Annotated in this window: 11 protein-coding genes and 1 pseudogene; 5 read left to right on the forward strand and 7 right to left on the reverse strand. The window is 53.3% G+C overall.

What is annotated here, in order from left to right:
- Window positions 1-7: 7 nt before the first annotated feature.
- Window positions 8-2464, reverse strand: a complete 2457-nt coding sequence (gene pgaA / locus ACVV26_RS00920; protein ID WP_474799591.1) for a poly-beta-1,6 N-acetyl-D-glucosamine export porin PgaA — start codon at window positions 2462-2464, stop codon at window positions 8-10.
- A 1106-nt stretch (window positions 2465-3570) separates the two neighbouring features.
- On the opposite strand from pgaA, the gene hmsP reads away from it, so the two are divergent.
- The 3 genes from hmsP to ACVV26_RS00935 all read left to right on the forward strand — a co-directional run bounded on the left by hmsP (window position 3571) and on the right by ACVV26_RS00935 (window position 8696).
- Entirely contained in the window at window positions 3571-5565 is a 1995-nt protein-coding gene (hmsP, locus tag ACVV26_RS00925; RefSeq protein ID WP_474799592.1) for a biofilm formation regulator HmsP, read from the forward strand.
- Window positions 5566-5742: 177 nt separating this feature from the next.
- Window positions 5743-7029, forward strand: coding sequence for a dicarboxylate/amino acid:cation symporter (locus tag ACVV26_RS00930; protein ID WP_312983067.1), 1287 nt, complete (start codon window positions 5743-5745; stop codon window positions 7027-7029).
- Window positions 7030-7226: 197 nt separating this feature from the next.
- The gene (locus ACVV26_RS00935; RefSeq protein WP_474799594.1) at window positions 7227-8696 is read left to right on the forward strand and encodes a M16 family metallopeptidase; all 1470 of its coding nucleotides are present in this window, start codon (window positions 7227-7229) and stop codon (window positions 8694-8696) included.
- Window positions 8697-9041: 345 nt separating this feature from the next.
- Here the strand turns inward: ACVV26_RS00935 and ACVV26_RS00940 are convergent.
- The 4 genes and pseudogenes from ACVV26_RS00940 to pdeH all read right to left on the reverse strand — a co-directional run bounded on the left by ACVV26_RS00940 (window position 9042) and on the right by pdeH (window position 14231).
- A pseudogene (locus ACVV26_RS00940) lies at window positions 9042-9951 on the reverse strand (integrase core domain-containing protein).
- Window positions 9952-10039: 88 nt separating this feature from the next.
- Window positions 10040-10696 carry a helix-turn-helix domain-containing protein gene (locus ACVV26_RS00945; RefSeq protein WP_474799595.1) on the reverse strand — a complete coding sequence of 219 codons (657 nt, stop codon included), beginning with the start codon at window positions 10694-10696 and terminating at the stop codon, window positions 10040-10042.
- Window positions 10697-11338: 642 nt separating this feature from the next.
- Entirely contained in the window at window positions 11339-13399 is a 2061-nt protein-coding gene (locus ACVV26_RS00950) for an AsmA family protein (RefSeq protein WP_474799597.1), read from the reverse strand.
- A 58-nt stretch (window positions 13400-13457) separates the two neighbouring features.
- On the reverse strand, window positions 13458-14231 hold the full coding sequence (gene pdeH, locus ACVV26_RS00955) for a cyclic-guanylate-specific phosphodiesterase (RefSeq protein WP_474799598.1): 774 nt from the start codon (window positions 14229-14231) through the stop codon (window positions 13458-13460).
- Window positions 14232-14460: 229 nt separating this feature from the next.
- Between pdeH and kdgK the strand changes: the two genes are divergently transcribed.
- Window positions 14461-15393: a 2-dehydro-3-deoxygluconokinase gene (gene kdgK / locus ACVV26_RS00960; protein ID WP_474799599.1), complete on the forward strand. Its 933-nt coding sequence runs from the start codon at window positions 14461-14463 to the stop codon at window positions 15391-15393.
- A 1-nt stretch (window position 15394) separates the two neighbouring features.
- Here the strand turns inward: kdgK and rsmJ are convergent, their stop codons facing one another.
- The gene (gene rsmJ / locus ACVV26_RS00965) at window positions 15395-16144 is read right to left on the reverse strand and encodes a 16S rRNA (guanine(1516)-N(2))-methyltransferase RsmJ (protein ID WP_474799600.1); all 750 of its coding nucleotides are present in this window, start codon (window positions 16142-16144) and stop codon (window positions 15395-15397) included.
- 8 nt (window positions 16145-16152) lie between these two features.
- The gene (gene prlC / locus ACVV26_RS00970; protein WP_474799601.1) at window positions 16153-18195 is read right to left on the reverse strand and encodes an oligopeptidase A; all 2043 of its coding nucleotides are present in this window, start codon (window positions 18193-18195) and stop codon (window positions 16153-16155) included.
- Between the two features lie 176 nt (window positions 18196-18371).
- Between prlC and ACVV26_RS00975 the strand changes: the two genes are divergently transcribed.
- Window positions 18372-19214: a 23S rRNA (adenine(2030)-N(6))-methyltransferase RlmJ gene (locus ACVV26_RS00975; protein WP_474799602.1), complete on the forward strand. Its 843-nt coding sequence runs from the start codon at window positions 18372-18374 to the stop codon at window positions 19212-19214.
- Window positions 19215-19218: the final 4 nt, after the last annotated feature.

Consider the following 19218-nt stretch of genomic DNA (forward strand, 5'->3'; position numbering starts at 1 on the left):
TTAATCCTTAAAACCGTACATTCAGATCAAAGGCGACGCCAAGGTTTTGCTCACGTTTCCCGTCGTAGGGACGTTTGTCCCAGGTCAACATGACGCCGGCGTCGAAGGTATTGTTTAACTGCAACCGCTGACCGTATCCCACCTGGGTAATCAAACCGGTGTCGTAATTTTTCTGCCAGTAGGCACCCACGCCTGCGGCAAACTGTTGGCTCCATACCGTTTCATAACGGCGGTACATGATGTGTTCCGCCTGAATGGCGGGCGTAACGGAAAAGTCCTGTTTCGGGTTGTAATAGGGCACGTTCTCTTTACTGTTGGTACTGCCGTACAGGCTGGGGGTGAAATCGAGCGTGAAGGTTGGACGGGTTAACATCCGCTCTTTGCCGCTCAGGCCGAATTCCCACCGGTTGTTGCCGTCAGAGAACCAGCTTGGCGCGACGCTGAGCTGATATTCCCGGCGCTCGTTCTGGTACCAGCGCACATACGCCGTACCGCCATCCGCCGTCACATCGTTACGCATCGCGCGTAACGGCGTGTTTTGCGACAGCCGTTCGGCGGAGCCGCCGACGCGCCAGTTATCGTTGAGGTCGTGCCAGCCGGAGAGCCGCGCGCCTAATTTGTTGCCGCCGTTGTAGTTACGGTTCGACAGTTCGGCTTCAATCCAGTAATCGCGGGCGCGCCATTCGATGCCGCCCAGCGCATCCCGCGTGATGCCTTTGCCTTCTTCAAACTCGCTGTTGGCGTAGTTGAAGCCCGCGAACAGCCGCCAGTTATCGCCCATTGGCGGGCCATAAATTGCCGAGTTGAGCGTGAAGTCGTGGCTACCGCTCACCGGGCTGTCGGAGTCAATGCCCTGCGAACCGCTGATGCGCAATTCCGATTTATGATGAATATCGCGAATGCGGTCGAGCCGTTGGCTCGCCGGGTCTTCAGCGCTGCGGTTAACCACGTCATCGGTCAGCAGATCCATTTGCTGCCACTCCTGGAGATCCAGCGCGACGTAGGCCTGCTGGCGTTCCAGCTCAAGGTTGGAGGGTTCCAGCGCTTCGGCGATTTTCAGTTCCCGCTCGGCGGCACGGGGCAAGCCGCGCGCGTCAAGCACCGACGCATAGTTGATGACCAGTCCCTGGTTGCCCGGCGCGCTGCGCGCCAGGTTATAGCTGAGTTTTTCCGCTGCGGGCAGATCGTTGGTCATCACCTCGTACTGCACCAGCAGAGTACGCCCCAGCAACCACTTATCGTTCGGCCCTGGCGTAGGCGACCCGTAAAAGTGCCGCTGGTACGGGCTTTTTTCGAGGATCTGCACCACTTCCTGTTGGGCTAACGCGTAGTTCTCGCTTTCCATGTAGGCGTAGAACAGGTCCTGCTCATCATCGGTAGGCAGGTTCACGGCGTTGGTCGGCCCGAACAGCTCGGAAAACAGTTTTTGCGCTTCCTGCGGTTTACGGTCAGCCAGATACGCCGATGCAGCCCAGCGGCGCGCGTAATCCGGCACCGGTTTGCCGTCGGCCAGCAGAGATTCATACTCGCTCACCACTTCGCTGTAGCGGTTACGGTTTAACAGCGCGCCGAGGCGGTCAACACGGGCGCGGCGATACTCCACGGCGGCGTCGGGGTCGTCTTTCCATTTTTTCAGCAACACGTCGTAACGGGCGAGAGCTTTGTCGGCCACGATAAAACGGTCTTTCTCGCTGCGTGTGGAGGTGAAAGACATACGAACCAGCTCGGCGGCGGCGTCGGCTTCCAGGGTGCGTTCAAATTGCGGAGAGATATTGGTGGACTGAGACATATTGAGCGCCGGGCCAGAGATGCGGTTGGCCGACAGCGTACCGAGCAGCGATTTTTCCAGCTCGGCGTTAGTGGGTTCAATCCCCTCGGCGCGCGTGGTGGCGAACAGCGTATCCCAGCTTTTGCCCTGTGAGCGATAAACATAAGCCAGCAGCTGGTAGTGCTTCGCGCTTGGGTCCGCGACCAGCATCGCTTCGGCTTCCTCCAGGGCGCGGTAGTTTTGCTTCGCGTCCGCCAGCGTCATCACCCAGCCGACATGCAGGTCATCGTTATTGGGTTCCAGTTGGCGTGCCTGTTCCCATAAGCTGAGCGACGTGTTCCATTGCTTCTGGTTACGGTACGCGCGCGCAGCGGCAGCGACACCCCGGGCGGGAATATCCATGCTGGTGTGATAGCGTTGCCAGATGCGGGTCACTTCCGCATCGTTGCCGGACCAGCCCGCCACCTGTAGCCAGTCGGCGACCTGGTTGGCGTTCAGTTCATTTTGCTGTTCCTGCATCCGCATATAATCGAGCAACCCGCGCGTATTACCTTCACGCGCCTGAATAATGAGTTGGTCGTAGTTTGTATCCGCTGCGTTTGCCAGTACTGGAAAAAATAAACACAAACCCAGAGCGCAGGACGCTCGTAGACCTTGCCTGAAGGCAATCTTTTTATATTGCTGTGCGGTACGCATAACACCCCTTATATTTTTTATTCCTGCCCGAGACAGTCAACGCTACACATTGCATATTGCAATACGTATATATCAAGGCCGGGGAATTGCTGAGTTTCCCCAGATTTTAAAAGATAAATCATGCGAAAGGCTTATTGACCACCCGGTCAGAGATATTTGTGAAACTCCATATTCACAGGTGAAAACGCAAAAATTATATCAAGCGAAATTTATGTGTCCAGATTATTTACAGGTTGAACACTGTTACTTAACAAAGTTACCGGTGATTATAGTTAATGTTTTCTGTTTGGTGATAAGATTTTTTTTAATTAATACTTATACAAAAACAGGAAATACAGGCACTTGCCAATATTCTTTCCTTAAGGAAAATTAATTATTTCATAAGGAATACAGACTGAATTTGCTAAAAAAAGTGACAGCGATCATGATCTCCCACAACGATGTGGCGATGAGTATAGCCCGGTTTTTTATATATTTAGCGGCCCTTACCCTGTGTTTATGTACAATACTGGGCACTATTATTTCTCATCCATTAGCATTATTTTGCTCATTTTCTGCTAAAGAAGCCGAGGAACCGGTTGTTATATCCATAGCGCTTAATTAATTACAGGAGGGTATGATTTCGCGGGTTTCTCATGATTAAAATTTATTCTATTTTCGTATTGCGGATTTTCTAAATTAAGCTACCGGTTATTTTATGTGGGCTATTTAATTTCCGCCGTTATTTTTTTAACGGGACGCGAGAATTTTACCGGCAAAAATTTCAGTGGCCCGCTGTGAAAATAATGATGCGTTCAATCTACTGATCTCACTGAGGAGTTGCCGGTCTACGGGCCTGCCGCTCACCGTGCAGCGTCTATACTCTTCGCAGGGCGGTTAATCTCGGCCGCAGGGAAGAGAGCGTATGCGTAAGGGGACTGAACGGACCGGCTTAACAACAGGGCGAAGCAGCGGCAGCGGGTGTTGCCTCATGCTGACGCGTGTCAGGATTAATCTTTAAAGCCCCTGCTGGTCTGATTAAAACCCACCGCAATGCAGTATACTCTGCCCGCGCAGGATAATGATGAGTGTATCCTGGCGAGTAGTCGTATCTTTGGAGAAAGAGCTTGCGAGTCAGTCGTTCGTTAACGATAAAGCAGATGGCGATGGTTTCGATCGTTGCCGTGGTTTTTATTTTCATTTTTGTTGTGATTTTGCTTTTCCATTTCGTGCAGCAAAATCGTTATAACACCGCGATGCAGATGGAAAGCATTGCCCGTTCCGTGCGCCTGCCGCTTTCCGCCGCCGTGTTGAAAGCCGATATTCCTGAAGCGGAGGCCATCCTTCAGCAGATCAAACCGGCCGGTGTGATTAGCCGCGCGGATGTGGTGCTGCCCAACCAATTTCAGGCACTGAGGGTGAGTTTTGCCCCTGAAAGGCCGATTCCGGTGATGATCGCGCGTATTTTTGAAATCCCGGTGCAAATCTCTCTGCCGCTCTATTCACTGGAGCGCCCCGCCAATCCGCAGCCGCTGGCCTATCTGGTGCTGCAGGCGGATTCCTGGCGAATGTACAAATTCATTATCAGCGCCATTTCAACGTTGGTGACGTCGTGGCTGCTGCTGTCGCTAATGCTGTCCGTGGCAATCACCTGGTGCATCAACCGGCTGATGGTGCGTCCGCTGCGTAAGCTGGCGCGCGAGCTGAATCATCTCGATGCCCAGGACGTGCTCGGACATCAGCTGCCGCTGCTGCGCCTGCATCATGACGATGAGATCGGCATGCTGGTGCGCAGTTACAACCGTAATCAGCAAACGCTGCTGCGCCAGCATGAAGAGATGACATCCCAGGCCACGCGTTTCCCGTCCACGGATTTGCCCAATAAACCGCTGCTAATGGCGTTGCTGGAGCAATCCACCGGCAACAGCCACCCGCTGGCGTTACTGGTGATTGCCTGCGAAACGTTGCAGGACGTGGCGGGCGTACTGAATGAAGAACAACGCGAAGTCTTGCTGCTGACGCTGGTGAGTAAACTGAAAGCGGCGCTGCCGCCGCGCATGGTGCTGGCGCAGGTCAGCCATTATGATTTCGCGATTATCGCCCACGGGGTAAAAGAACCCTGGCACGCGATTACCCTGGCGCAGCGTCTGCAAAAAGAGCTGGGTGAAAAATTGCCGATTAACGGGATTCAGTTGCGCCCAACCGCCAGCATCGGCATCGCCATGTTTTATGGCGGTTTAAGCCCGGAGCAGCTGTATCGCCGGGCGATATCCGCCGCCTTTAGCGCGCGCCGCAAAGGCAAAAACCAGATCCAGTTCTTCGACCCGGTGCAAATGGCGCTGGCGCAAAAGCGCCTGACCGAAGAGAGCGACATTATTACCGCTCTGGACAGCGACCAGTTCGCCATCTGGCTGCAACCGCAGGTGGATTTGCGCAGCGGTGAGCTGGTCAGCGCCGAAGTGTTGTTGCGCCAGAAACAGCCGGACGGCAACTGGGAACTGCCGGAAGATTTAATCGATCGCATTGAGTCCTGCGGCCTGATGGTTACGGTAGGGCACTGGATCCTGGAAGAGGCCTGCCGCCTGCTGGCGGCCTGGCAGTCGCGCAATATTGATTTGCCGCTGTCGGTGAACCTCTCGGCGCTCCAGTTGCTGCACCACAACATGATGAATGACGTGCTGGAACTGCTGTCGCGCTATCACATCAAACCGGGCACGCTGATTCTGGAAGTGACCGAAAGCCGCCGTATCGACGATCCCGATGCCGCAGTGAATATTCTGCGTCCGCTGCGCCAGGCCGGGGTGCGCATTGCGCTGGATGATTTTGGGATGGGTTACGCCAGCCTGCGTCATCTGCATCACATGAAGTCCGTGCCGGTGGATATCCTGAAAATCGACAAGAACTTCGTAGAGGGCATTCCGGATGACCACAGCATGGTTTCCGCCATTATCGCGATGGCGAAAAGCATGGAACTGGACGTGATTGCCGAAGGGGTAGAAAACGATGCCCAGCGCCAATGGTTAGCCGACGCGGGTGTGGTTGTCGCCCAGGGCTATCTCTTTGGCAAAGCGGTAACGCCAGCCGAATTTGAAAAAAACGGGTTATCTAATCCGAAAGTATGAGGTTTTAGCGCAGCGCGACGACAGGGGCTGGTGCGAGCCAGCTCAAGTTTCTTAACATTTATGTTTCAATTTTGATGCATTGTTATATCTGCACTGTTTGGTGGGTGTTATTTTTAGCGCCACAGGATGCATAAAGACCCTGTTCATCCTGTGGACATTTCCTCGCAAGGACACCCTATGAAAATCTCAATATTTAAAAGTCTTTATTTTCAGGTTCTGGCCGCCATCGCTATCGGGATTTTACTCGGCCACTACTACCCTGAACTCGGCGCGCAGATGAAGCCGCTGGGCGATGCATTCGTTAAACTGATTAAAATGGTTATCGCCCCGGTTATTTTCTGTACCGTGGTAACCGGCATCGCGGGTATGGAAAGCATGAAAGCGGTGGGCCGCACCGGCGCGGTGGCGCTGCTCTACTTTGAAATCGTCTCTACCCTGGCGCTTATTATTGGCCTGGTGATCGTGAATATCGTGCAGCCTGGCGCGGGAATGAACGTCGACCCGGCGACCCTCGATGCGAAAGCCGTCGCGGTGTATGCCCAACAGGCGGAACAGCAGGGCATTGTCGCGTTCCTGATGGACGTGATCCCGAATAGCGTGATCGGCGCGTTTGCCAGCGGCAACATTCTGCAAGTACTGCTGTTTGCGGTGATGTTTGGTTTTGCGCTGCATCGCCTGGGCAACAAAGGCCAGCTGATTTTCAACGTGATTGAAAGCTTCTCGCAGGTGATTTTCGGCATCATCAACATGATCATGCGTCTGGCCCCTATCGGCGCGTTCGGCGCGATGGCGTTCACCATCGGCAAATATGGCGTCGGCACGCTGGTGCAACTGGGCCAGTTGATCATCTGCTTCTATATCACCTGTATCCTGTTCGTGGTGGTGGTGCTCGGCAGTATCGCCCGCGCGACCGGCTTCAGCATCTTCAAGTTCATCCGCTATATCCGTGAAGAACTGCTGATCGTACTCGGCACGTCTTCTTCGGAATCCGCGCTGCCGCGTATGCTGGATAAAATGGAAAAACTGGGCTGCCGTAAATCGGTGGTGGGGCTGGTTATCCCGACGGGCTATTCCTTTAACCTCGACGGCACCTCGATTTACCTGACGATGGCAGCGGTGTTTATTGCCCAGGCGACCAATAGCCATATGGATATTTTCCATCAAATCACCTTGTTGGTAGTGCTGCTGCTTTCCTCTAAAGGCGCCGCAGGGGTAACCGGCAGCGGGTTTATCGTGCTGGCGGCGACCATTTCCGCCGTTGGGCATTTACCGGTGGCGGGCCTGGCGCTGATCCTCGGCATTGACCGTTTCATGTCTGAAGCGCGCGCGTTAACCAACCTGGTGGGCAACGGCGTAGCGACAGTCGTCGTAGCGAAATGGGTAAAAGAACTGGACCAGAAAAAGCTCAATGACACCCTGAACAACCGCAACAGTAACGAAACGAAACAACAATTATCCTCTTGATATCACTCATTTGCCCGCAGCGACTTGCCCTCGCTGCGGGCTCCTGCGCATAATTGCCCTAATTTTTACTTTTTAACGTGACGTTTTTCAGTTTGCGCGGTCAAACGCTGTAGCGAAACGTTACCTTAGGTGGCCCACGTAAAAAGGACGGGCCGCCTTTGCTTGTTTTTAACCAGGAATGTTGATCAGGGGTTCACATGCAGGGCACATTTACTCGAATTTTCACCGGCGGCTTATTGTTAGCCATTGCCGGTAACGTGCAGGCAGAAGCGCTCCAGCCGGACCCGGCATGGCAACAGGGCACACTTTCAAACGGTTTTCAGTGGCAGGTTCTGGCTACTCCACAGCGTCCCAGCGACCGCATCGAAATTCGCTTTTTAATCAATACCGGTTCACTGACTGAAAGTACCCAGCAAACAGGTTACAGCCATTTTTTACCCCGGGTTGCCCTTACCCAAAGCGGCAGCTTACAGCCCGTCCAGGCGCGTTCTTTATGGCAACAAAGCATCGATCCTAAACGTCCAATGCCGCCTGCCGTTGTTTCCTACGACTTTACGCAATTTAGCCTGAGCCTGCCGAACAGCCGCAACGACCTGCTGAAAGAGTCGCTGACCTGGCTGGCGGATGCCGCAGGCAATCTGACCATCACGCCGCAGAGCGTGACTCACGCGCTGCAAACTCAGGACATGGTGCTGACTGCGCCCGCCGATACCAAAGAAGGCAGTTGGCGTTACCGCCTGAAAGGCTCGACGCTGCTGGGGCACGATCCCTCTGAATCGCCGAAGCAACCGGTAGACGCCGAGCATTTAAAAGCGTTTTACCAGAAATGGTACACGCCAGATGCAATGACGCTGATCGTGGTCGGCAATATCGACAGCCGCGCGGTTGCAGAGCAAATCAATAAAACCTTTGGCAGCCTGAAGGGCAAACGTGAAACCCCAGCGCCAGTGCCGACGCTTTCCCCGCTGCGCCATGAACCGGTCAGCATTATGACGGATGCCGTGCGTCAGGATCGCCTTGGTATTACCTGGGACACGCCGTGGCAGCCAATCCGCGAATCCAGCGCGCTGCTGCGCTACTGGCGCGCCGACCTGGCGCGTGAAGCGCTGTTCTGGCACGTGCAGCAGTACTTAACCCGCAGCAACGTCAAAGATCTTAATCTCGGCTTTGACTGCCGGGTACTGTTCCAGCGCGCGCAGTGCGCCATTAATATCGAATCGCCGGGCGAGAAGCTGGACAGCAACCTGAATCTGGTGGCGAAAGAGTTGGCGAATGTGCGCAGCAAAGGGCTGTCGAAGGAAGAATTTGATGCGCTGATCAACCAGAAAAAAGGCGAGTTGCAGAAGCTGTTCGCAACCTATGCCCGTACCGACACCGATATTTTGATTAACCAGCGGCTGCGTACGCTGCAAAACCAGGTGGTGGATATCGCGCCAGAGCAATACCAGAAACTGCGTCAGGATTTTCTCAATGGCTTAACGGTAGAGCAGCTGAACCAGGATTTGCGCCAGCAGTTATCTCACGAAATGGCATTGATTCTTTTGCAGCCGAAAGGCGAGCCTGAGTTTGATGTGAAAGTGCTGAAGGCAACCTGGGACAAAATTATGGAACAAGAACCTGTTGTAGAGGATGCTTCTCCTGAAGCAGAGGCTCCTGCTGGGCAATAATATTTTCTTGTTCGGTCGAAGAGAAATATTCAAAACAAGTGTTAAGTATGTATAGCGTTCGTTCACAGATGTAACGCGATTACATTTGGAGAGAAAAAGAGCGGTTGAGAGTCATTTTATAATTCAAGGGATCGCTCAGTTTTTTTGGTCGTTTAATCGCGGTGCGTAGTCGGCACCGCGATTGCTTTTCTGTTGTATATGCGTTGAAATATTGTTAATTATAAAGAACCATTTCACATGATACTTCATCCTACCCGCATAACCCATCAAAAATCCTCTAATGTGTATCACTAGCGGCAAATCATAATGTTTTAATTTAAAAGAAAATATGTAAATAGACCCGTTTTAGTTCCATGTATTTTTTGAGATCCCGGCCAAATAATGGCGCTTTCGGTATTCCTCCGGTGTCATATTGTTCAGTGATTAATGCGGGCATTCACAGTTATATTCTGATAACCATTTCTCCGTGATTTCCCGCACTTCATTCAGCGTTCTGAACAGATAAAAACCGAGTATTTCTGTACGGTATGCTCTGTTTAAACGCTCAATGAAAGCGTTCTGCGTCGGCTTACCCGGCTGGATAAACTCCAGTTTTACTGCGTGCCTCTCTGCCCAATCAGCCAGCGCATCATGCATAAAATCGACAGACCAGCTCTGGTTCAGCGCTTTCCGGCGTAGCCAGTGGTGAGAGATGGCGTACCGGCAGCCGTTGCTTGCCCTTACGGCGAAAATTCAGCTTCAACAGACACTAAATATGGTGGAGCCTTTCGTGATTCAACAGGTATCCCTGCCGTCGCAGAACCTGGAAAAGCTTCGGAAAACCGTATCGTGGGTATCGCTCAGCCACTGCCTGCAGGGCGGCAATAACGGGTTCATCACGCGTGGTATCCGGGCGGTAGTGATAAACCGTTCTGCTCAGGTTGCCTGACGGATACTGAGCCCGAATGTCGTTATCAGACGAGTGACCAGCTCACGTTTAAAAGCTGGCTTTAAAGCTTTTTTCGATAACGTCTTTCAGCGCCTGATTCTCCAGGCTCAAGTCAGCAAACATCTGTTTAAGATAGCGGTTTTCATCCTCAAGAACCTTGATCTTTTTAATATCAGAAGTTTCCATACCACCGTATCTGGACTTCCAGTTGTAGTAGGTAGCTTCAGCGATACCGGCCTCCCGGCAGACATCTTTAACGGTTCGTTCGGCTTCAACCGACTGAATCACAGCCATAATCAGATGCTCAGTAAAACGGACTTTACGCATAGCGATCTCCTTCGTTGGCAGAATGATTATGCCGGATGATCTCTAAATATGAATGGCACGATTATGTGGGATCCTTACAAAGGGATAATCAATATTTTTGAGGGATATAATTGATTTTTTTAAGAATGCCGTTTTCCGCTGTAATATACCCACCTTTCTTCAATTCAGACAATATACGCATAATTGCTGATCTGGAAATTCTTGATTTTCCCTTAATGTAACTTTCAATAGTGATAGTTTCACGGATATATTCTGGTTTTGCCATCAACTCATAAAGCTGAAGACGTACAATATCAAAAGCTGAAGGTGAGATAAGCTTAAACAAGATCTCTGTCATCATACTGGACACTAACTGCAAATGACTGGCAAAAGTTTGCCATAAATCTAGTTGATTCAATAAATTTTCGAATTTTTGTCTGTCTACAATGGCCATTTCAATGGACGTAATGGCTTTAAAAGTAAAAACAGATTGCGACATATCATGTAGGGGAATGATGCCTCTCAGCATGGGAGCTTCGAAAATATCTAATAAGATATCATCTGGTTGCCTGTATAATGATATAACCCCTTTTCGCAGTAAATAAACATGCGATTGTTTGGTTGCACTATAACTTATTCTGTATCCGACCGGATAGGCCTTGAATGTGATGTGCGGTAGCATTTTCTCAAGGATCTCAATGGCATATTGAGGAGGTACTCGAGTTGAGTTCGGTTCACGGTAATGCTCATTATAGTTATAGTTCATAGGTATGAAATTCACGAAGAATGTGAGAAATTTCAGCGATTTTAATACTGATAAAAATTATAGGAATTTATATGTGTTAAATTGTTATTTGAAATTAATTAAGTGTACGCACCCAGGGTTTTACTCACTCTTTAGGAATTAAAATTCAACATTGTCTTTGGTCAGTAAAAGCATACAAGGAAAAGCAGCAGGTTGTTTATTTTTTAAGCAAGCCTCGACTTTTTGAAAAAACATCCAAATCAATAGCTTGCGATTTTTTTTGGGGCTTTTAGCTATAACATTATTCTAAAATATTGCTCTCATTATTAACATATTCAGATTTGAGTTTTTTGGTGCCGAAATAGTCATTAGTGACCATTTCTAAATCAATGATTTATAAATATTAGAAGCTAAATTATAAAATGTCTCTATCTTTTCAGTGTCATTTGACATTACTTAAATGCTATTTTAAGAATTTATCATTATCCTGCCTTATCAGGCGCTATTTATTTTAATTTTTTCCGGTTTTTTACATGGCTTCCTTTAAAATAGCTCTTATGCGCGTTGAGCACAGAAAGCGATAGAATAAGGAACGCGAACGGTCTTCCCTTTAAATGCATAACCCTGTGCAAAACGCGCCCTCGCCGGGCGCGCTCCTTATATTTACTTCTTCATCTGTGACAAAATCACCTGGCACTGGTTCGCTTCGCCTTCCGACGGGGAAATCAGCGCCAGTAGCGCCGCAGCAGGCGTCACCAGCGTCGCCAGTGCCGCAGCGACCGCGCCACGGGCAATCAACGGCCCCGGCTTCACGCCGTAATCCGGGTTTTTAAAGGTGCCGCGCACATACAGCGGCGAGCGCAGCGTCACGATGCGTATTCCTTTACTCTCCGGGTCGATGGTCAAATCGAGCTGCTCTGAAGCAAAACTGGCGGTGCCGGTAATATTCACCACCGCATTTTCCGTATCAAACGCGAAGATTTGCGGTCGCGCCACGCCCCGGCGGATATCCAGGTTAGCGGCAGCGCAGTTTACCCGCACCTCTTCGTCGCCAAAGATTTGCCCGACCAGGAAGTTGCCAACGTTCAGGCCGAGGATTTCCATCAGGTTGCGGCTGATCAGGCCATCGTTCATCAGCAGTTTTAAATTACCGTCGCTACTGCCCAACAGCGCGGCGATGGAGTTGCCCGTGCCGCGGAACTCGGCGTCACCGTTCATTTCACCGAGCGTTTTTTGCATCAGTTCCACGTCCGGCATCAACTGTTTGAGCTTCAGGCGGCGCGCCTGAATATCGGCCTCGCCCTGCATAGGGCTTTTCCTGCCGTCGAGATGGATATTGGACGAGATAGTGCCGCCCGCCATGCCGAACTTGAGCGGCTTCAGGCGTAAATCGCCGTTATTCAACAGAATGTGGGTGGTGAGATCGCTTAGCGGCAGCGTGGCGCTGTGTTCGATGCGCCGTCCTTTGAACCGCACATCGGCATCCATCGTGTCCCACTTATCGGTCTCAAATTTGTCATACGGCAGCACTTTGCCCGCCGGTTGTGCTGACTTCTCGCCTTTTTTCTGCTCTGACTGGCGGCTCTTCTCCGCGCCTTTGCCGGAATCCACCCCGACCAACGGCCCTAAATCCGCCAGCCGCAGTTGGCGCGATTCCAGGTCGCCTTCCAGTTTCGGGCGCGGTTTGCGCTGGCTGTAGGTCAGCGAGCCGCGAATATCGCTGTCACCGATACGGCCACGGAAGCTGCGATAGTCGTAAACCGAGCCTTTATCGGCATCGATTTTCGCCACCAGACGCCCGTCGGTTTCGAAAGGCGGGGTATCCGGCAACAGTACACCGGTCAGTTCATACAGTTCACCTAATGAGTCACCGCTGAATTTAAGCTGGAGGTCGACGCCGCCCATTTTCATCGGATCGTTGACGGTGCCCTGAAACGCTACCCGCGTATTGCCGGAACGAATATCAGCCTGCACCGGGAACGGCGTGCCTTCACTGCGCAGCGCCAGCATACCGCCGATTTTCCCGCTGCCCTGCACGCTCTGTTCGTTGTACCGGCCTTTCATTTTCAAACCAAAAATATAATCCCCGGGTTTTTTATCGTCGTCTTTGGCTTTCTGACCGCTCACTTCGCTGTACGGCAGCGGTTTGCCCAGCGGATCGACCAGGATTTCCACATCCGCCTTCGAGACACTGTCATCCACTGCGATGCGTCCTTCATCGAACAGAATATTGTCCAGGCGGAACGACCACGACGAAGGCTGCTGCGCCTCTTCTTCGCTATCGCTTTTCGCCATATCGAAGGTCCAGTTATTGGTTTTTTCATTAATACGGATCAGCCTGGCGTCGGGTTTAACCAGCTTGATCCAGGGCAGATAAACGGTTTTCGACAGCAACGCTAACGGCGCAAGCGTGGCTTCCACGCGCGGGAGATGCACCATCGTGACGGCAGGGATGTCGGGCGGATTGCCCAGGATAATATCGTTGGCGTACACATGGGGCCACGGCACCCAACTGCGCCAGCCCGGTTCGTCGCGATTGCGCGCCCAGGCAACATGTAAATCGCCGCGTATAGCAAACGGACGGTTCAGTTCAGTAGAAACTTTTTGGTTGATAGTTGGCTTCAGCCTGTTCCAGTCAAATGTTGCAATAACAATGACAACCACCACAACCAACAACAAAAAAGCGCCTGCTATTCCGCTTATAATTTTTCCGGTTCGCGTCATGCCCACCTCTGTCTGATTATCTTTTTTAATAAAGATAGTTCAGCACAGAGAAAGGGCATCAGAGCATCCGCATTTCTACCTCATCAAGGGTGCTGAAACAGACCGGGCGCGAGAGGTAATACCCTTGCGCCGCCAGCGCTGGCGACGCCTGGACATCCTGCCATTCCTCGACCGTTTCGACGCCCTCGACGATCACGCCGTTGCAGTAGCGGTTCATCAGTTGCAGTAACTGGGTAAACAGATTACGGCCTTCCGGCGTGGTGCGCAGCATGATAAACAGTTCGCGCGCCACTTTGATGTAGTCATAGCGCACTTCGCTTAACGCCGAGAAATTCGCCATGCCGGTGCCGAAATCGTCCAGCCACAGCGGGCCAAACTCGCTCATGCCCGCAAGGTTAGAATCTTCCGGCAAGCGAATGTGCTCGACCAGTTCAAAGCGCACCCAGGGCAGTTCGTTAACCAGCGCCAGAATGTCGCTGCGTTCGCGCATAGCAATAAGCGTAGGACCGTCGACATTGACCGATGCCAGCACCTCGTGGCGCTGGAAGAAACTTTCTCGCTCCCTGAGCATCCGCAACTGTTCTTCAATCACGCTCAGGCGCAGGCGCACCGGGATGGCGGCAAAATAGCGATCGGGCGCGATGCGTTGTTGGGGGTTGCCAGGATGCGTGACGACCGTCAACAGCTCCACCGCCAGCAGTTTGCCGTTGGTTTTATAGATTGGCTGATAAGTATAAGCACGCTCACACTGCAACCAATATCGATGCTCTTCTAAATTTTCGATACTCGCGGCGGGCATTGTCAGCCGGTGAGTGACCTGCTTTAACTTCATCGTCGTCGTCCTGTTTAACGGGGTGACATACCTGGACATTGGGATTATCGGCCCCGCGCTTGAGAACTTTATGTTTCGTTCGTAACCAATTCTGGCAGTTTTTTGTGGATTTAGTTTCAGGATCGCCACCTGGCTCAAAAAAATTATCGGAACATTGTTTTAAAATATTTGACGACTTTTCGTTCGCAGCACACACTGCGCATCATTTTGATAATCCGGGTTGGCCACTATGTCGTTGAAAAAGATTGCCGTCATTGGCGAATGCATGATTGAACTGTCGCAGAAAGGCGCGGAAGTAAACCGCGGGTTTGGCGGCGATACGCTGAATACGTCCGTTTATATCGCCCGTCAGGTGGATGCTCAGGAACTAGGCGTTCACTACGTGACCGCGCTGGGCCAGGACAGCTTCAGCCAGCAGATGCTGGAAGCGTGGCAGGCAGAGCAGGTGCAAACGTCGCTGATCCAGCGTATGGAAAACCGTCTGCCGGGCCTGTACTACATCGAAACCGACGAGACCGGCGAGCGCACCTTCTATTACTGGCGTAACGAAGCCGCCGCGCGTTTCTGGCTGGAAAGCGAGCAGGCTCCGGCGATTTGCGCCGAGCTGGCGCAGTTTGACTACATCTATTTAAGCGGCATCAGCCTGGCGATTTTAAGCCCGGAAAGCCGTGAGAAACTGCTGTTGCTGCTGCGCGAATGCCGCGCCAACGGCGGGAAGGTCATTTTTGACAACAACTACCGTCCGCGGCTGTGGGCCAGCAAAGAAGTGACCCAACAGGTTTATCAGCAGATGCTGACCTGCACCGATATCGCGTTCCTGACGCTGGACGACGAAGACGCGCTGTGGGGCGAAAAGCCGGTGGATGAAGTGGTTGCCCGCACCCAGGCGGCAGGCGTCAGCGAAGTGGTGATTAAGCGCGGCGCGGATTCCTGCCTGGTGGCGATTGCCGGCGAACCGCTGCTGGAGGTCCCGGCGGTGAAGCTGCCGAAAGAGAAAGTGATCGACACCACCGCAGCGGGCGACTCGTTCAGCGCCGGTTATCTGGCGGTGCGTCTGACCGGCGGTGATGCCGAAGCGGCGGCGAAGCGCGGCCACCTTACCGCCAGCACGGTGATCCAGTATCGCGGCGCGATTATTCCGCGTGAGGCGATGCCGCAGTAATCTAAACCAGCGGCGGATAGATATCGAAGCGATGGCTTTTGGTCGTCACCGCCGACTGGGTGGCGGTGCCCGCCAGCGGCGGCGCATAATCGGGGCGTTTGACCACAATGCGCTTGGTCGCCAGACGTCGGGCGGGTTCCAGTAATCCGTCCGCGTCGATATCCGGCCCCACCAGTGACTGAAACACCCGCATTTCTTTCTTCACCAGCGCGCTTTTCTGCTTGTGGGGAAACATCGGATCAAGATACACAACCTGTGGGCGCGGGTTAATGTTTTCCAGCGCCGTCAGGCTTGAAGCGTGGATCAGATGTAACCGTTCGCGCAGCCAGGGGCCGATTTCCGGGTCCTGATAGCCGCGTGCCAGGCCGTCATCCAGCAGAGCTGCGACCACCGGATTACGCTCCAGCATCCGCACATGGCACCCTACCGACGCCAGCACAAAGGCATCGCGCCCCAGGCCTGCCGTGGCATCCACCACGTCCGGCAGATAATCGCCTTTAATACCTACCGCTTTAGCGACCGCTTCGCCGCGTCCACCGCCGAATTTACGGCGATGGGCCATCGCTCCGGAGACAAAATCGACAAAAATCCCGCCGAGCTTCGGTTCATCGCGCTTGCGTAATTCCAGATGCTCCGCCGTTAATACCAGCGCCATCGGGTTATCCGCATCGTGGTTCAGTTCCCAGCGCTGCGCCAGAAGTGATAAGGCGCCGTCTCCGGCGCCAGTTTCATCAATTAAACAGATGTTCACGAGTGGGTTTAACCCTTAATACCGTAGTGTTCCAGCATCGCATCCAACTGCGGTTCGCGGCCACGGAAGCGTTTAAATAGCGCCATCGGCTCTTCGGACCCGCCACGGGTCAGGATGTTGTCGAGGAACGACTGGCCGGTTTGACGGTTGAAAATCCCTTCTTCTTCGAAACGGGAGTACGCATCCGCCGCCAGCACATCGGCCCACAGGTAGCTGTAGTAACCTGCCGCATAGCCACCGGCAAAAATGTGGCTGAAAGCGTGCGGGAAACGGCCCCATGACGGACCCGGGATCAGGGCCACCTGGCTCTTAATTTCTGCCAGGGTTTCGAGGATTTTCGCCCCCAAATCCGGGCTGAATTCCGCATGCAGGCGGAAATCGAACAGGCCGAATTCCAGCTGGCGCAAGATAAACATCGCCGCCTGGTAGTTTTTCGCCGCCAGCATTTTCTCCAGCAGTTCCTGCGGCAACGGTTCGCCGGTTTCATAATGGCCAGAGATAAACGCCAGCGCGTCCGGCTCCCAGCACCAGTTTTCCATAAACTGGCTCGGCAGCTCTACCGCATCCCACGGCACACCGCTGATGCCCGCCACCCCTGGGGTTTCGATGCGCGTCAGCATATGGTGCAGGCCGTGGCCGAATTCGTGGAACAGGGTGATCACTTCGTCGTGGGTAAACAGCGCCGGTTTGCCGTTCAGCGGACGGTTGAAATTACAGGTGAGATAGGCCACCGGTTTTTGTAGCGAGCCGTCGGCTTTGCGCATCTGGCCAACGCAGTCGTCCATCCACGCGCCGCCGCGTTTGTTTTCGCGGGCGTACAAATCAAGATAGAAACTGCCGCGCAGTTCGCCGCTGTCGTCATACAGCTCGAAGAAGCGCACATCCGGGTGCCAGACGTCAACGTCTTTGCGCTCTTTGGCGGTGATGCCGTAAATGCGCTTAACCACTTCGAACAGGCCGTTAACCGCTTTGTTTTCCGGGAAGTACGGGCGAAGCTGTTCGTCGCTGATGCTGTACAGATGCTGTTTCTGTTTTTCGCTGTAGTAAGCGATATCCCACGGATGCAGTTCGTTCACGCCATGCTGCGCTTTAGCGAAGTCACGCAACTGGGCCAGTTCTTTTTCACCCTGTGGACGGGCGCGTTTTGCCAGATCCGTTAAGAAATCCAGTACCTGCTGCGGGTTTTCCGCCATTTTGGTGGCAAGGGATTTATGGGCGTAGTTTTCGAAGCCCAGCAGTTCCGCCAGTTCATGACGCAGCGCCAGGATCTCTTCCATAATCGGGCTGTTATCCCATTTCCCGGCGTTCGGGCCCTGGTCAGAGGCGCGGGTGCTGTAGGCGCGGTACATCTCTTCACGCAGCGCCTGATTGTCGCAATAAGTCATCACCGGCAGGTAGCTCGGGATATCCAGCGTCAGCAGATAACCCTGCTGCTCTTTGGCCTCGGCCTGGGCTTTGGCGGCGGCCAGAGCGCTTTCCGGCATCCCGGAAAGTTCAGATTCATCGGTAACCAGCTTGCTCCAGCCCATCGTGGCGTCGAGCACGTTGTTGCTGTAGGTCGAGCCCAGCTCGGAGAGGCGCGCGGCGATTTCACCATAGCGCTGCTGTTTGTCTTTCGGCAAACCGATGCCAGAGAGTTCAAAATCACGCAACGCGTTATCCACCGCTTTTTTCTGGGCGGTATCGAGGGCGGCGTAGTGCTCGCCGTCGCGCAGATCGCGGTACGCGTTATACAGCCCTTCATGTTGGCCGACCCAGGTGCTGTATTCAGACAGCAGCGGCAGGGTTTGTTCGTAGGCTTCGCGCAGTTCCGGGCTGTTCTGCACCGAATTGAGGTGGCTGACCGGGGAGAAAATGCGCCCTAAACGATCGTCCACTTCCGCCAGCGGCTGGCACAGCGTCTCCCAACGGTACGGCGCGCCTTTCGCAACCACTTCTTCCACACGCTGACGGCAGGCATCCAACGCTTGCGTCACAGCGGGAACCACATGTTCGGGTTTAATGGTGGAGAAGGGCGGCAACTCGAAAGGGACGAGTAATGGATTGGTCATAAGCGCGTTCCTGATTAAAAGGTAAGTGAAGCGCATCGAGCGGCGCTTTGTTCATTGTGTGGTGATCTGGGGTTTAGTGTAGTGGATTTCAATGGTCGCCGTCGGCAATCCCCGGTTGGGTTAACTTTCCGGTATACTGTGCCCATACCCTTAGATCCCATCTGGAAACGTTTTACATGCTTAGCTATCGCCATAGCTTCCACGCCGGTAACCACGCCGACGTACTGAAGCACACTGTACAAAGCCTTATCATTGAATCCCTTAAAGAAAAAGAGAAACCGTTTCTCTATCTGGATACCCATGCGGGGGCAGGGCGCTATCAGTTAAGCGGCGAACATGCGGAGCGTACTGGCGAATATCTGGAAGGCATCGCGCGCATCTGGCAGCAGGATGATTTGCCTGCCGAACTGGAGCCGTACATCGGCGCGGTGGAGCATTTTAACCGTGGCGGGCAACTGCGTTACTACCCCGGTTCCCCGCTGATCGCGCGTCAGCTGCTGCGCCCACAGGACAGTATGCAACTGACCGAACTGCACCCCAGCGACTTCCCGCTGCTGCGTTCCGAATTTCAGAAAGACGACCGCGCCACCGTCAGCCGTTCCGATGGCTATCAGCAACTGAAGGCTAAACTGCCGCCGGTGTCGCGTCGTGGATTAGTTCTTATCGATCCGCCCTATGAAATGAAAACCGACTATCAGGCGGTGGTGACCGGCATTAAAGAGGGTTACAGCCGCTTTGCGACCGGTGTGTACGCCCTGTGGTATCCGGTAGTCCTGCGTCAGCAGATCAAACGCATGGTTCACGCGCTGGAAGAAACCGGCATTCGCCGTATTCTGCAAATCGAGCTGGCGGTGTTGCCGGACAGCGATCGTCGCGGCATGACCGCGTCGGGGATGATTGTGATTAACCCGCCGTGGAAGCTGGAACAGCAGATGAACACCGTTTTGCCGTGGCTACATAAAAAGCTGGTGCCGGCAGGAACCGGGCACGCTACCGTCAGTTGGATCGTGCCGGAATAATCAC

Source organism: Atlantibacter sp. MEI4A-1023, from assembly GCF_056155425.1.

Bases quoted from the DNA above. Each gene is read 5' to 3' on its own strand.
- ACVV26_RS00945 (WP_474799595.1), bottom strand. From the start codon at position 10,696: ATGAACTATAACTATAATGAGCATTACCGTGAACCGAACTCAACTCGA.
- kdgK (WP_474799599.1), top strand. From the start codon at position 14,461: ATGTCGTTGAAAAAGATTGCCGTCATTGGCGAATGCATGATTGAACTG.
- pgaA (WP_474799591.1), bottom strand. From the start codon at position 2,464: ATGCGTACCGCACAGCAATATAAAAAGATTGCCTTCAGGCAAGGTCTA.
- ACVV26_RS00935 (WP_474799594.1), top strand. From the start codon at position 7,227: ATGCAGGGCACATTTACTCGAATTTTCACCGGCGGCTTATTGTTAGCC.
- ACVV26_RS00975 (WP_474799602.1), top strand. From the start codon at position 18,372: ATGCTTAGCTATCGCCATAGCTTCCACGCCGGTAACCACGCCGACGTA.
- ACVV26_RS00950 (WP_474799597.1), bottom strand. From the start codon at position 13,399: ATGACGCGAACCGGAAAAATTATAAGCGGAATAGCAGGCGCTTTTTTG.
- ACVV26_RS00930 (WP_312983067.1), top strand. From the start codon at position 5,743: ATGAAAATCTCAATATTTAAAAGTCTTTATTTTCAGGTTCTGGCCGCC.
- prlC (WP_474799601.1), bottom strand. From the start codon at position 18,195: ATGACCAATCCATTACTCGTCCCTTTCGAGTTGCCGCCCTTCTCCACC.
- pdeH (WP_474799598.1), bottom strand. From the start codon at position 14,231: ATGAAGTTAAAGCAGGTCACTCACCGGCTGACAATGCCCGCCGCGAGT.